Here is a 14,741-nt window from a genome sequence, read left to right as displayed (position 1 = left end):
GGTCAATGCTTGTTTCCATAAGGCAACTTTATATCACGGGCCCGGGCTTGCTGTAGAATTTTTTGCTTAAGATTTAAACGCGCCCTGTTTATCCTGGATTTAACCGTGCCTAGCGAGCAGTTCGTTATTTGCGCAATTTCATCGTAATTGTAACCCTGCATTTCCCTCAATAATAAAACAGTCCTGTGTTCCTCGGATAAATCATTGAGAGCCATTTTTACCAGCGAATTAAACTCTTTGCGTTCCAGAGTTTCTTCAGGTGTTTCCTCATCTGACGGAACATCAAAAGTCATTTCGCCCTTGTCGGTGGTTAAAGTGGCATCCAGAGAAACTTCCGGCCTTTGGCGCCGTTTGGTATTTATCCAGAGATTAACGGTTATCCGGTGTATCCAGGTTCCGAAATCTGCTTCGCTGCGAAAACCGGATAGTGATCTGTATGCTTTTACAAAAGCCTCCTGAGCAAGATCCTGGGCGTCGGATTGATTGTTGGTCAGTTGATAACAAAGTGCGTAAACCTTGTTCTGGTATATTTTAATAAGCTGTTCGAACGCCTCGTTGTGGCCCTGTTTTGATTTGTCAACCAGTAGTTTAACGGCTTCGTCCAAGGGGAGACATTCCTTCCGACTCTCCGCTCCGGTTACCTTTTAGACAACAAAAATTGCCGTAAAGTTCCGGTTGGGAGTGAAATTTTCTAAAAATATTCGGGGGAATCTTTTTCTTCATCAATTCTACTTTAAAACGCCCCATGTTTCAAATGGTTAAAAATTAGCCTCTAAAAAAAATATGGATTTGCGGAACTTTTTTCGAAAGCACCGTGTCTAACTAATCAGATGGCAAGGACAGGGCAGCCAAATTAGTAAAACATAAACTGCATAACCTTGCCGATGCACAACTGCATAATTTTGCTCAGCAAGCAGGAAAACTGGCGGAGAATGTAGAATATGCATTCCCTGTCGGTCTTACCCGCAAATGGGGAGAAGTCCGAAAGTTAACGGGCTCCGGCTCCCCGCCAGATAACAGGGTAAGAAAAGTGCCGCCGCAATCAGCGCGAACGGCACCCATGGCAAATCTTTGAACCAACCAAGGGAGGGATGTGCAACATCATATTGAGTAGCCGGTTGATTAAACTATTAACTGGCACGTGCCCAAAAAAAGAAACACAATTCAAGGAGGGAAACGGTTTTGTTGAAACCTAAAACAAAGAGAACAGTTTCATTGGCAATTGCTCTGGTATTTTTATTCACGGTAATTGCCCCGATGGGAGCCTTCGCGGCGGATAATGATTATACGAAGTACAGAAGTACTTACACTTATGTTACCGCTGATGACGACGTAGATGCAGGTACAGCCACCGTAGAATATGATGGCGACTTTTCTGTGGCTGGTGTTACCTATATACAGGCCAAATTAACATTGCCCGATGGCGTTGAATTCAGTAAGACGCCTAAGGCAGAGAATGTTGCTGCAAATAAATTTGCAGAAGTAAATACAAGTGGATTAAAGCCATTGGGTAGCGGTAATTACTTTGTTAAGGCTAATTCTTCAAGTATAACTTTAAAAGGAGAATATATAAGTGACACTGCTTGGAAGAATTTTAGCGTTAATTTCAATTTTGAAGATCAACTTATGCCCCTAGACATTGATTCTGACTTTACCGGTAATGTAGATGCAACCATTGAGGTTTGGGGTCTTAAAGGTGACTCGATTGCTTGGACCGAATCCGATGACGTAACCATTGCTAAAGTAGCAGGTTCCGAAGATGTTATGGTATCTGCCAAGTCTCCTAAAATCGTCAGCAAAGGCAGTGGTAAGAAAGGCGCAGAAATCAAGGTTTATGAAACTAAGCCCGGATCACTAAATAATAAGGAACAAGAGTATGTAGTCTATGATATCTTAACCAGTGGCGTGACTTTTGATGAAAGCACAATTAAAGATAAAGATAGTATTCAAGCTGTAAGTTTCAAAAGTGGCGTGAATGACCTTGATTACGACGATGACCACGAGCAAGTCACGTTAAAGGTTAACGAAAAATCCAGTATCTTCCCCGGGGATATTGTATTTACTCCGTATTTTAAAGTAGATCCTAAGGTAACCGGCGACGTGAAAATTCGCGTAAGCAGCGAAGACAAAGATGGGCATAGCACTAACACCATCAGTAAGACTACTGTGACGGTGGCGACCGTTGGCGATGCCAAAGCGAAAATTGACAAGCTGGAAGACAATGACACTGTTGCCTACAGTGGCCAGATAACTGAATTAGATGTTTCAATGAAGATTGAAACCGAAGATGGCAACGACTTCAAAGACGGCGATATGATGACCTTTGAACTTAACAAAGGTAAGTTTGTTAAGACGGATGAACTCAATATTGACAATAATAATTGCGAAATTGAGTTATATGACAGTGAAAAAGCTTTCTATGTAAGTTTTAATGACAAAGCTGGCAGCGACTTCACCGTGGATAATTTCTATATTCAGTTGGATAACGATACTGAACCCGGCGACATCACTTTAACTATCAGTGGTGACTACGGCGACCTTGATGAAGCTACCATCGGCGTGGCAGCTGCCCCCTTCACCTTGAAAGCCGATAAAAATCCGATTATGACCGAAGCCCTTAACCAGGCGGCCGGCGACATCACTGTCAACGAGGCTGCTGACGGCGCTCTGCAAGAGGGCAGCGTGCTTGTGTTCGAGATTCCTTCCGGTATTGAGCTGAACGGCAAGCCCAAGCTGGATGTAGTAAGCGGCAACTTTGACGGCGACATCACCGTTATCGACGACAGCATGATTGCGCTGGAAGTAACCGATGAAAGCTCCGATCCCAGCGAATTCAAGATTACCAACATCAACTATGATACCGGAAGACTTGCTTTGAACGGCGATGTAGAAGTAAAAGCTTACATTATTGACCCGGATGTTCTTATTAACGAAAGTGATGATAATACTTATAAAGTTCCTACTAGCATTTCCGACAAGATTGATGATTATGACGACACCGGCGTTATCGCCACTGTAGCCAACGCTACTTGCGGTAGCGACGATCTGGTAACCGCCACCTTCAAGGTTGGTGACGAAGGCGTGGCAGTGATCAACGGCCGCACTCTGGTACAAGTAAACACTCTGTGCGACGTGCTCGGCCTGCAAAAGAGCTGGGACGAAGCTACCAAGACTGCATACTTCGTACAGAACGGCAAAGTTGTTGCATTCCCGATGGGCGAAAATGCTGTCTACATCAATGGCACCAAGATTGCTGTAGACCAGGGCGGCAAGATCATTGACAATTACACCTACGCTTCCCTGCGCGGCATTCAAATGGCCTTTGGCGGCGAACTCGAATGGGATGACGCCACCAAGACTGCAACATTTAATTTCAATAAGTAAATAGCAAGGCAAGTATTAAGAAGCCCGGATTGCATATCCGGGCTTCTCTTTTTGGCGCCGGGCGCCAAACTTAATTAGCTTTTAAGAATGGTATCAATATGAGTTAATACTTCATGTACTCCAATTTCATACGGTGTAAAAGTCTTACCCATGAGCAAAGATTTTTTTATGGGTGCTGCGGTTGAGGGCCCTTAAATCATTAACAGCTGGTTCTTGGGGCGGGCCGGCAGTGAATCAGCGGTGTTTGCAATAACGTTGGCTTGACTAACCAGGTATGTACCATTATACTTAAATAGGTAAATAATTTATTGATTAAAGGAGTTGATGACATTGCGGCGGGTTGTAGTTACCCTACTGATAACATTAGCCATGACTTTTGGTTTTGCCTTTGTATCATTTGCCTCGGAAGAAGAACAGAACCTGCCAGGCCAGGATTATGTGGAGCTTTCCTTGGAAGAAGCGATAAATAACGCGCTTAAGAACAGTTATAACATTCAGCAGGCGGAACTTGATGTCGATCGTGCTGAAGAGGTCCGTGACAATGCTTGGGATAACCACGGTTACATGATGAGCAAAACATGGGTAGATACGCAACAAGCGTACATGACCGCACCCGGTATGGATGACAACTCGCTCTTTCAAGCCTTAAGCGCAGACCGTGCCGCGCATATTCAAAAGAAATCTTTTGAAATAACTCAGGATGCCATACGTATGCAGGTTACACAAGGTTATTACGATATTCTGAAAAAGATAAACGATATAGAAACGGCTAAGTTAGCATTGGAAGTAGCCGAGCGTGGTTATAAAGTAGCTAAGATGCAAAAGCAAGTCGGCATGGCCACTGAAACAACGATACAAGCTAAAAATGCGGAACTTGAAGGCGCTAAAAGTACGCTGGAATCCGCCCAATCCAACTTGGAAAACGCTTACCGGACATTGAATAAAATGATGGGCAAAGATAATAATTTCAGACCTCAATTGGCAACATCGATAGAGTTTGAAAAAATGGAGATACCATCGCTCGATGCAGCGATAATAAAAGCCATGAACCCTACTCAGAACCCATATTTATGGAGCAAAAAGGAAGGCTATGAGCTGCAGAAATACACCTGGACATCCACTCAGCCTGAGGAAGCCGGTAAAATCGATATCGATAAGGCCAGTTTAACTTACGATGAAGCCCGGGTTGAGACGCGCAACAAAATGAATGAATTGAACGAAACCTTGAAAACCCTTGAAGCTTCATATGTATCGGCTCAGGAAGCACTAACCGCAGCCGAGCTGAATCAAAAAAACGCCCAAGCTTTATATGACAACGGTATGATAACCAAAGACGATGTTGTTAACAGCCAATTGGCCGTTGCCCAAGCTGAGAGTGCCCTGCTGGATATTAAAATTAACTATGGTTTAAGTAAGATAAACTTTGAAAAGCCATGGTTAGCCTTTGTAAGTTAAGGCTGTAAAGCGGAGATTGCTTCGTTTTATTCCTCATAAATGACGGACTTTAAGCGTCTCAGATTGTATTCATAGCCATGACAAGGCTTGAGGATATGGAAGAGATCAGGGCAGTTAACCCCCGGGTCTCTTTTTTCTGTATTTGGTCTTTGCTGTTGAGATGCTGCTTATTGTATTATACACCGAAAAAGAGATTTCCCTTTTGTTCCGCAGTCATAGTTGCCAACCACCGGCTCTCTCCTCACTTCTTGTTCATATTATATCCATTGACGCGGTTTTTTGAAAGGGTATGATTGCGCTCCAGATACATCCCCTCCGGGAAAGTCAACCAACCAATGCCGGCCTTGGAAGGAACCAGGGGGACGGTTCTGCAGGTTTGCTTCCATACGGATGCTCGGCAAGGTCTTGGGTCTGGCTTAGCGATATATAAAGCCACCGCAACAGCGGAGGTTTTTTCTGTTAAAAGCTGCTTTTCGTTTCTGAACAATAAACTTTTTCTTTATTGCTTCATCCAATATTTTCAAGTATAATGAATTAAAATTTTAAAATTCACCAGGTGGTTATCGTCCTGAAAATTTATTTTACCAAGCATGCCGAAAAGCAGCTTAAAGAAAACCTTCCACCAATAAAAAACCAGCATCCTCTTCTAAAATTCCGTATTGGGTATAGCATCTATTCCCATTGTATACTGTCCATAAAAGTAAAAGCAAGGGAAGACGTTTCGTTCGGTCTATTATGGTATAATTAAGGCAAACCAGGAGAAAGGAGCCGCGATGAGTGCAAACCATATCGACCATGATCGCCTGTTTAAAGAGCTTTTAGAAACCTTTTTTGCCGAATTCATGCAGCTTTTTTTCCCCGCCGCCGCCCAAGCCATAGACTTAAAAGAGATTAAATTCTTGCAGCAGGAGGTTTTCACCGACGTTACGGTCGGAGACAGGCATGAAGTAGATATCCTGGTGGAAACCCGTCTCAAAAACGAACCGGGACTGATATTAATCCACGTCGAACCCCAGGCATATGTGCAAAGGGACTTTCACGCGCGGATGTTTGTTTATTTTAGTCGTCTTTACGAGAAGTACCGGCGCAAGATACTTCCCGTAGCCGTATTTAGCTATGATCAGGACCGGGATGAGCCGGACACTTTTGAACAGAGATTTTCCTTTCTGGACGTTCTGCGTTTTCAGTTTTACAAGCTGGAATTAAAGAAGCTTAACTGGCGAAATTACATCCACAGCAACAATCCGGTAGCTGCGGCGCTATTGAGCAAGATGGGATTTAAGGCGGAGGAAAAGGTTCGCGTCAAGGTGGAATTTATGCGCATGCTGGCTCGGATGAAGTTAGACTCGGCGCGCATGGAGCTATTAGGCGGGTTTTTTGAAACCTACCTGAAGCTAAACCGTGAAGAAGAAGAGCTGTTTAACCGGGAGTTGGATAAAATAGATAGAAAGGAGGCCGTTACGATTATGCAAATTACCACCAACTGGCACGAAAAGGGCAGGATGGAAGGTATAAAAGAAGGCAGGATGGAAGGTGAAAATATTGGAGAAGTAAAAGCAAAGCAAGACGCTATCTGCATATATATGGTAACCAGGTTTAAGGTGGAACCGGGCGGCATTCGGGCAAAGGTGCGGCATTTAACTGATAGGGATTTGCTTGATCGCATCTTAACGGAATTATTTGCCGCCGGTTCGGTTGAAGAAGCACAGAGTATTATATTGGACGCCGTGGGAAAGGTGATTTAACCCGAGCCAACCATCCCCAATAGTGCGCAGGGAGTAGTGCTATGCACTCCCTGTTGTCGATGAGTTTAATATTGTTCCACATGGCTTCAAGATGAGCAAAGATTCATGATGAACAAAACATGGATAGATACGGAACAAGCGTACATGACTACGCCCGGTATGGATGACAACTCGCTCTTTCAAGCCTTGGGCGCAGACCGTGCCGGGCGCCAAACTTAATTAGTTTTTAAGAATGATATCAATATAAGTTAATACTTCATGTATTCCAATTTCATATGATGGTAAAACCTTTTCCCCTATATGTTTGTGGTGGGGAAATGTCTTTATCTGCTTGTGATGAGGGGCATTGTCCCACCTAATTATTAATTGTGAATTATCTTCCTGCCAGTGATAGGAATAGTTATAATCTTCTTCGGATGCATATTCTCGAATAAAAAGAGTTGTTTCGTTCACTAATTTGGCTTGCACTTTAATATAGTAAAAATCTTCCCCATGTTTAAAGTCTTGGATTTCATAAGATTTTATTATTTCGGTTTTATTTAGTAATTGTAGTATCTTTACCACTTTTTATACCACCAATTTTATCTTTTATATCCTCGAATTTATTTTGGTAAGCTTTCCATTCAATGTAATCGTCCCATAGTTCAAAATCTTCAGGGTGCTGTTTTATTTTCTTTTCAAAGTTTTTGAAATTGGCGTCATATTTATTTTCAAAAAGTTTTATTCTTTCCTTGATAGGCGCCATTTCTGATATTAATTTTAGTTTTTTATATTCCTTAAACTCATCCATTGAAATTTCTAAAGTACCCAATGATAAACTTCTCCTTTCCTTTTCAAAAAGTAATTATATGCTTTTTCTTAAGGTATGTATGTTAAGAGATTTCCCTTTTGTTCCGTAGTCATAGTTGCCAACCACCGGCTCTCTCCTCACAGCGGAGGTTTTTTCTGTTAAAAGCTGCTTTTCGTTTCTGAACAATAAACTTTTTCTTTATTGCTTCATCCAATATTTTCAAGTATAATGAATTAAAATTTTAAAATTCACCAGGTGGTTATCGTCCTGAAAATTTATTTTACCAAGCATGCCGAAAAGCAGCTTAAAGAAAACCTTCCACCAATAAAAAACCAGCATCCTCTTCTAAAATTCCGTATTGGGTATAGCATCTATTCCCATTGTATACTGTCCATAAAAGTAAAAGCAAGGGAAGACGTTTCGTTCGGTCTATTATGGTATAATTAAGGCAAACCAGGAGAAAGGAGCCGCGATGAGTGCAAACCATATCGACCATGATCGCCTGTTTAAAGAGCTTTTAGAAACCTTTTTTGCCGAATTCATGCAGCTTTTTTTCCCCGCCGCCGCCCAAGCCATAGACTTAAAAGAGATTAAATTCTTGCAGCAGGAGGTTTTCACCGACGTTACGGTCGGAGACAGGCATGAAGTAGATATCCTGGTGGAAACCCGTCTCAAAAACGAACCGGGACTGATATTAATCCACGTCGAACCCCAGGCATATGTGCAAAGGGACTTTCACGCGCGGATGTTTGTTTATTTTAGTCGTCTTTACGAGAAGTACCGGCGCAAGATACTTCCCGTAGCCGTATTTAGCTATGATCAGGACCGGGATGAGCCGGACACTTTTGAACAGAGATTTTCCTTTCTGGACGTTCTGCGTTTTCAGTTTTACAAGCTGGAATTAAAGAAGCTTAACTGGCGAAATTACATCCACAGCAACAATCCGGTAGCTGCGGCGCTATTGAGCAAGATGGGATTTAAGGCGGAGGAAAAGGTTCGCGTCAAGGTGGAATTTATGCGCATGCTGGCTCGGATGAAGTTAGACTCGGCGCGCATGGAGCTATTAGGCGGGTTTTTTGAAACCTACCTGAAGCTAAACCGTGAAGAAGAAGAGCTGTTTAACCGGGAGTTGGATAAAATAGATAGAAAGGAGGCCGTTACGATTATGCAAATTACCACCAACTGGCACGAAAAGGGCAGGATGGAAGGTATAAAAGAAGGCAGGATGGAAGGTGAAAATATTGGAGAAGTAAAAGCAAAGCAAGACGCTATCTGCATATATATGGTAACCAGGTTTAAGGTGGAACCGGGCGGCATTCGGGCAAAGGTGCGGCATTTAACTGATAGGGATTTGCTTGATCGCATCTTAACGGAATTATTTGCCGCCGGTTCGGTTGAAGAAGCACAGAGTATTATATTGGACGCCGTGGGAAAGGTGATTTAACCCGAGCCAACCATCCCCAATAGTGCGCAGGGAGTAGTGCTATGCACTCCCTGTAACAACAGTAAGTGAACCAACTATAGTTATCACAGTTTGTCTAGTGCTTGATGAAGTATGGGAGGATATGAGCAATTTGGGTTTTAAACGAAAATAAACATATAACTTTACATAGGAGACGTCAAAAATGGAACCTTGCCTCTTTTGTGCTGGAGAAGTTATAGTAATAAGGCAAGATGTACTAAGAACAATAAGTGGTATTAAAATAATTCGCAGGAATGAAAATATTAAAAAATGTACTGCATGCGGTCAGCATTTTTACCCGGGTAGACTGATGTTGGATATGGCCGAAGAAGCGCGAAAATTACTCAAGCAATCTGTATATGTACAAAATTGGAATAACTGGGAACCCGGGAACCAGGGGGACGGGTTCTTACCCGTTCAGAAAGAGAAAAGAGCTCCTTGTTGATAGGCTTATCCCGTTTTCGGATGCGAGAATCTGGTAGAGCTTTTCAACCGTTCTTCCGGTTTGCTTCCGTTCAGGTGGTTGTCGGCCTTGTTTAGTGTTTTCTCTTGCATAATTGTACATTGTTCTGTACAATATTGACGTGAGGTGATTTTATGATAGCTACAAGCTATTCGTCCGTAAGGCAAAATTTTAAAAGATATTGTGATAAGGCCGCAAACGATTTTGAGACGATTATTATTACTCGTGAGCGTGGCGATAATGTAGTTATGCTATCCGAAGCGGAGTATAATAACCTTTTGGAAAATCTCTATGTGAGAAGTAATCCGAAATATTATAATGAACTTTTGCAATCCATAGAACAGCTAAAAAAGGGCAAGGGCAAGAAAAGAGAATTGCTTGATGAATAAAGTTTTTTCGGATATAGCATGGCGGCATTACTTGTATGGGCAATCGGAGAATAAAAAAATATTAAAGAAAGTCAATGAGTTAATAAGAGACATTGAGAGAAACGGCAATGAAGGATTGGGTAAGCCCGAGCCGTTGAAAAATGAGCTGTCCGGATATTGGAGTCGCCGTATCACTGACGTTCACCGGCTTATTTATAGCATTGATAAAGACAATATTTACATAGCCAGTTGCAAAGGCCACTACTAAAAGAATACTTGAAGTGGCTTTAAAATGGTTATGTAATTTGCCCGGCCTTTGCGCCATAGTTTAGCTATGCTGTTCTCATTCAAAGGGCCTGACCCCACTGCAATTGATTTTAGTTTTTTCTCCTTGTTTGACAGGACTTGGCGCTATGCGTGTCGAAGTTAAAACAGGCAATTAAAGTTCAATTAAGTAATTAAGGAGAAAAATGCCGGGGGAGTGAATTTTATTATGAGGAAGCGAAGCCCGCGAAGGGGATTATGGATTTTATCGTTGGCCTTGCTGCTGTCTATTGCCGGCGGCGGCGTGGCATTGGCCGGTTTTTCCGATGTAAAGGCCGACCATTGGGCTGCGAATATAATTAGCACCATGTCGGACAGGGGGGTTATAGGCGGTTATACCGATGGAACCTTCAAGCCCAACAAATCTGTTAGCCAGGTCGAAGCAGTATGTATGGCTGTTAGGGCAATGAATCTGCAGGCCTCTTCAACCGGATCACTGCCTCAGGTTAACTTCCCGGTGCCCGAATATGCGGAAAACGATATTAGGCTTGCTTTGCAGCATGGTTTAATAAAAAACACGGACCAGTTCAGTGCTTATGGCGACGCCGACAGAGCCTGGGTGGCCAGGCTGCTGGTGCGGATGATCGGTAAAGAAGCCCAGGCCGAGGAAGAATTATTAATGCCCGTGTTTACCGATATTCACAAAATACCGGATTGGGCGATTTACTACGTAAGGGTGGCCCAGGACAATGATCTTATAGCGGGCTATCCTGATAATTCATTTCAGCCCGATCGTAAAGTCACCCGGGCGGAAATGGTTTCATTCTTAAGCCGCGCATCCGGCGAATTGCCTGACGCAGGCACTAATACAAACACCGGCGTAAACGCCGGCGGCTCCGTGCAGCAAGTTTCCGGTACGGTCAACGGTCTGATAGTGAAGGTATACCCGGAAATCAGCGCATTTGTTGTGGAAGAGGCGGGGGGCAATCTAAAAACCTTATACCTGCCGAATAATGCTTCCGTTTCTGTCGCGGGTTCCAGCAGCCAGGGCTTAAATGCTCTGCAGCCGGGAGATGAAGTAAATGTTGGCTTGGATGCTCAGGGCTATGTTATGAGCATTAACGTCAAATCACGGAGCGGCAGCTTGGGAACAGAAGGCGTTGTATACGACCTGGACCTGGAAAACAGGTTCCTAACCCTTCAATTAGGCGATAATCGGCTGCAGCCTTACCGGTTGAGCAATTACGTCAATGTGACGGCTCAAGGGGTCAGATTGCCTACCTTGGAAGACATTATTAAAGGCGACCAGGTTAAGGTTACCATTGAAGACGACGAAGTTATCGGCATAGAGATTTTGGAGATTGCCTCAAACTTATCCGTAACAGGTAAAGTAATTACTCTTAATACCGCTAATAACTTTATTAACCTTGAAGTAAACGGCAAGCTGTATGTATATAGTTTGCCCGCCAATGTGCGGGTGAGCATTTCCGGTATGACCAGTGCATATATTTCCGATGTGCGGGAGGGGGATACGGTATCGGCGGTCATCAATAATGGTGAAGTGACATCCTTGTCTGTTACCGGCCGCCGGGTTGATGATGATCTTACCGCGACGGTAATGGCTGTGGACACGCTTAATGACCGGATTACCTTAAAAGACCGCAACGGGACGCTAATTGTATATGATGTTTTAAGCAACGCGCGCATTATTGTAGATGATGACGACGATGCGGACTTAAAGGATTTACAGCAGGATATGGATGTAAAAATTCGTCTGCTGGACGGAGATATTATATACCTGGAAACCGATAATAAGGTGGGCGGCATAATTACCAGCATTGACGCCGACAGTTTGATCCTGGAACTCCAAAGGGATAACGGCGAAAGAAAAACTTACTTTATAGCTAAGAGTGCCGACGTGAATAGTAAAGATAATCGGGATGATGTGGACGAGATTAGAAGAGGCGAATATGCCTACCTGGTGTTATCGGGCGATAAAGTGATGGAAATTGACCTGCGCAGTACGGTTATTTACAGGGTTGATACAGTTAGGGACTCCGTAGACCGGGTGGATGTGGTTGATGACGATGAAGACAGCGACCGGCTCTATATAAAAGCCGGAGTGGATCTGATTATGCCGGGAGTAACTTATCCCGATGTGGATGATATTAATGAAGGCGATCTTCTGCGGGCTGTTTTCAGCGGCGACGATTTGAAATCAGTGGAGGTGCTTAGCCCGCTGTACGGGCGGGTTACTTTCCTTGATATGAACGGCGGCAAGGTGAGCCTGGAATTATTCAATGGCAAAACCACTACGCTTTCCTTTAGTAACGGCAGCGCGATAAATAACGACGGTAAAACATACTCCTCGCTAGGTGCTCTGGCCGTTGGCGACCGGGTGGAGGTTATAGAAAATAAAGACGGCGGATATATGTTCAGGGTTATGGAGGAAGTGTCCAGCAAGCTGGCCTTTAGTGTCGAAAGCGATGATGAAAGCGTCTACCTGGTGAAAGGAAGCAGTTGGGAAAGATACAGTCTGAATAGTAATGCATATATCCATAACAGCAGCGGAAAATCTTTAGCTATGAGCAATCTGAAGAGTGGCTATAGGGTTTCCATATATACGATATGGAATATGATTTACGAAATTGAAATTAAATTATAAACACAATAAAGGCATTAAACAAAAGCCAACCTTTCACAGGTTGGCTTTTGTTTAGTTATACACTTTTGCTTTCTAAATGAAAGGGAGTGTTCGCACGCTACTTAAGAAAGTAGTTCCGCGACACACCTTTTTTATTTTAGGGCGGCATTCCGGCTTAATTAGCCGGGCTTCGGGTACCGGTAAAAAAATGCTATTAACAATTGACAAGGATTAACTGAAGGAATAAACTTAATCCAGTAAATAATTCACTTTTTAAATTATTATCAACATGTTTGTAATAACTGGAATTGCTTTGCTAACGCTAGCAATGACAATCAGTCGGGATTTCCGGAATTTACTTAACTCAGCGAAGGGAGGAGGATGATTTTGAGCCGGGAGGTTCTTTCTCGCTACATTGACCGCTTGGATGAAATGGGCCGTCACTTTCTGCGCAGAATGCATCAGGAATTGGCGCAAACCATGGATAAAGGCGTTACGGGGAATCAATTTATAGTTTTAAAGATGATTTACGATCAGGGCCGCAGAACCGTATCGGAAGTTGCCGATGAGTTATGCGTGTCTTTGAGCGCTGTCACTGCGCAGGTGGATAGGCTATGCCGCATGGGGATGGTGGAACGCCGTCGGTCGGAAAAGGACCGTCGGGTGGTGTGGCTTCAACTGACGAATGAGGGACGCGCCGTTGTCAAGGATTGTCAGGCGGGAAGGCAGCGGGTGATTCAACGCTATTTGGGGCGGTTGGAGGAGGAAGAACTACTTCATATGATAGAGATTTATGAAAAAATACTGCATTTTATGAAATTGGAGGAAAAAGGGGGGGGCTGTCAAATAAGAATCATGAATAAGAACCACGAATAACCATCATAAATAACCATCACGAATAACCATGGCATGTGGATGATGGACAGAAGCGTAGTATTGGGTTGTTGATTATATGTTGGTAGCAAGCACCATAAAGGAGGTAGTCGACAATAAAACGACAGGCGTTATTAATTTTAGTTGGTTGCTTGGTCATTATATTAACTCTTGCCGGTTGCGGTGAAAAGAAGCAGCAAACCGGAGAGGAAGAGACCGTCATTCCCGTTGAAGCAACCGGGGTGGAAAAAGGCGCGCTTAATGATATCACCGTGGTCACCGGTAAACTGAAGGCCCTGGCGACTTCGGATGTCGTACCCAGCGGGCAGGGCGGCAAGGTAGCGGCGGTTAATGTTGAAGTGGGCAGCCAGGTCAGTGCGGGGCAAACATTAATTACCCTGGAGAATACTTCCAGGGCTTCCCTGGCAGCGGCGGTACGCCAGGCCGAGGAAGGTGTGGCCCAGGCCAAGTCAGGCTTGGAAGTAGCCCGGATTAATTATGAACAGGCTGCCGCCAATTATGAGCGGGGTAAACAGCTATACGACTCGGGGGCCATATCCGAGGCCGGTCAGTCGGGTTTTGAAACTGCTTATGAAATACCCTATAAGCAAGCCAAAGTGAATTATGAGGAGACGGCTCCCGCTGCGCTGGCTTCTGCTCAGGCCGCCGTGGTTCTGGCCAGGGAAAGATGCCAGGAGCAAGATAATAACTCGGTAATTAAATCTCCGATGAGCGGTGTGATAACTGCTGTTAATGTCAACCCGGGCGAATTGGCCAGTTCCGCCGCTCAAACACCCGTAGTGACTGTGGTAAACCTGTCCAAGGTGGAGGTTGAAGCCACTGTAACCGAGAGCTTGATTAATAAAATCGAGCGTGGCCAGAAGGTGCCGGTGACCGTGAGCGCGGTTTCGGATAAACCGTTTACCGGGGTGATTGCCAAAGTAGCTTTGGCAGCCGATGCCACCAGTAAGGCCTACCCCATCAAGGTGCAAATAGATAATGCCCGGCACACTCTTAAACCCGGCATGTTTGCCGAAGTGCAAATTAAGAATGCTTTGCCTGAAACGCTGTTGGTGCCCAGAGATACCGTTGTTAAAAAAGGCGATGCCGATATCGTTTGGGTTATTAACAAAGACCGGGTTAAATCCTGCGAGGTTACCGTCGGTGTCAGTGACGGTAAGAAGATTCAAATCCTTAAGGGACTTAAAGAGGGAGAACAAGTGGTTACTTCCGGTCAAAACATGCTCAAAGAAGATACTAAAGTGAAAATAAAGGCCCAAGTGAAGTGATTAT

12 protein-coding genes are annotated in these 14,741 nt (G+C 44.0%); 9 read left to right on the top strand and 3 right to left on the bottom strand.

The features are described 5' to 3' along the window. Positions 1-2: 2 nt before the first annotated feature. Positions 3-605, bottom strand: coding sequence for a sigma-70 family RNA polymerase sigma factor (locus ABDB91_RS19320; RefSeq protein WP_347489348.1), 603 nt, complete (start codon positions 603-605; stop codon positions 3-5). A 577-nt stretch (positions 606-1,182) separates the two neighbouring features. Between ABDB91_RS19320 and ABDB91_RS19315 the strand changes: the two genes are divergently transcribed. The 3 genes from ABDB91_RS19315 to ABDB91_RS19305 all read left to right on the top strand — a co-directional run bounded on the left by ABDB91_RS19315 (position 1,183) and on the right by ABDB91_RS19305 (position 6,584). Continuing rightward, positions 1,183-3,384 (top strand): copper amine oxidase N-terminal domain-containing protein, encoded by a 2,202-nt coding sequence (locus tag ABDB91_RS19315; RefSeq protein ID WP_347489347.1) that lies wholly within the window; start codon positions 1,183-1,185, stop codon positions 3,382-3,384. A gap of 330 nt (positions 3,385-3,714) precedes the next feature. Further along, positions 3,715-4,839, top strand: coding sequence for a TolC family protein (locus tag ABDB91_RS19310; RefSeq protein WP_347489346.1), 1,125 nt, complete (start codon positions 3,715-3,717; stop codon positions 4,837-4,839). Between the two features lie 773 nt (positions 4,840-5,612). After that, on the top strand, positions 5,613-6,584 hold the full coding sequence (locus ABDB91_RS19305; protein WP_347489343.1) for an Rpn family recombination-promoting nuclease/putative transposase: 972 nt from the start codon (positions 5,613-5,615) through the stop codon (positions 6,582-6,584). Positions 6,585-6,803: 219 nt separating this feature from the next. On the opposite strand, the gene ABDB91_RS19300 is transcribed toward ABDB91_RS19305, so the two are convergent. Continuing rightward, positions 6,804-7,148: a DUF6516 family protein gene (locus tag ABDB91_RS19300; RefSeq protein WP_347489345.1), complete on the bottom strand. Its 345-nt coding sequence runs from the start codon at positions 7,146-7,148 to the stop codon at positions 6,804-6,806. Next, the gene (locus tag ABDB91_RS19295; RefSeq protein ID WP_347489344.1) at positions 7,120-7,395 is read right to left on the bottom strand and encodes a hypothetical protein; all 276 of its coding nucleotides are present in this window, start codon (positions 7,393-7,395) and stop codon (positions 7,120-7,122) included. The genes ABDB91_RS19300 and ABDB91_RS19295 overlap by 29 nt, the downstream gene beginning before the upstream one ends. Positions 7,396-7,846: 451 nt before the next feature. Here ABDB91_RS19295 and ABDB91_RS19290 point away from each other — a divergent pair, with 451 nt between their 5' ends. The 6 genes from ABDB91_RS19290 to ABDB91_RS19265 all read left to right on the top strand — a co-directional run bounded on the left by ABDB91_RS19290 (position 7,847) and on the right by ABDB91_RS19265 (position 14,737). Further along, positions 7,847-8,818 carry an Rpn family recombination-promoting nuclease/putative transposase gene (locus tag ABDB91_RS19290; protein ID WP_347489343.1) on the top strand — a complete coding sequence of 324 codons (972 nt, stop codon included), beginning with the start codon at positions 7,847-7,849 and terminating at the stop codon, positions 8,816-8,818. Between the two features lie 615 nt (positions 8,819-9,433). Beyond that, positions 9,434-9,688: a type II toxin-antitoxin system Phd/YefM family antitoxin gene (locus ABDB91_RS19285; protein ID WP_347489341.1), complete on the top strand. Its 255-nt coding sequence runs from the start codon at positions 9,434-9,436 to the stop codon at positions 9,686-9,688. Beyond that, positions 9,681-9,935, top strand: a complete 255-nt coding sequence (locus ABDB91_RS19280; protein WP_347489339.1) for a Txe/YoeB family addiction module toxin — start codon at positions 9,681-9,683, stop codon at positions 9,933-9,935. The genes ABDB91_RS19285 and ABDB91_RS19280 overlap by 8 nt, the downstream gene beginning before the upstream one ends. A gap of 225 nt (positions 9,936-10,160) precedes the next feature. After that, a complete protein-coding gene (locus tag ABDB91_RS19275) occupies positions 10,161-12,596 on the top strand; it encodes an S-layer homology domain-containing protein (RefSeq protein WP_347489338.1) in 2,436 nt (811 codons plus the stop codon). 366 nt (positions 12,597-12,962) lie between these two features. Further along, complete coding sequence (locus tag ABDB91_RS19270) at positions 12,963-13,451, top strand: MarR family transcriptional regulator (RefSeq protein WP_347489337.1); 489 nt, start codon at positions 12,963-12,965, stop codon at positions 13,449-13,451. A gap of 149 nt (positions 13,452-13,600) precedes the next feature. Further along, on the top strand, positions 13,601-14,737 hold the full coding sequence (locus ABDB91_RS19265) for an efflux RND transporter periplasmic adaptor subunit (RefSeq protein WP_347489336.1): 1,137 nt from the start codon (positions 13,601-13,603) through the stop codon (positions 14,735-14,737). Positions 14,738-14,741: the final 4 nt, after the last annotated feature.

The sequence above is a fragment of the Desulfoscipio sp. XC116 genome, from assembly GCF_039851975.1.
GTDB lineage: Bacteria > Bacillota > Desulfotomaculia > Desulfotomaculales > Desulfallaceae > Sporotomaculum.
The sequence above is the reverse complement of the archived record's forward strand: the minus strand, read 5'-3'. Positions and strand labels throughout refer to the sequence as shown.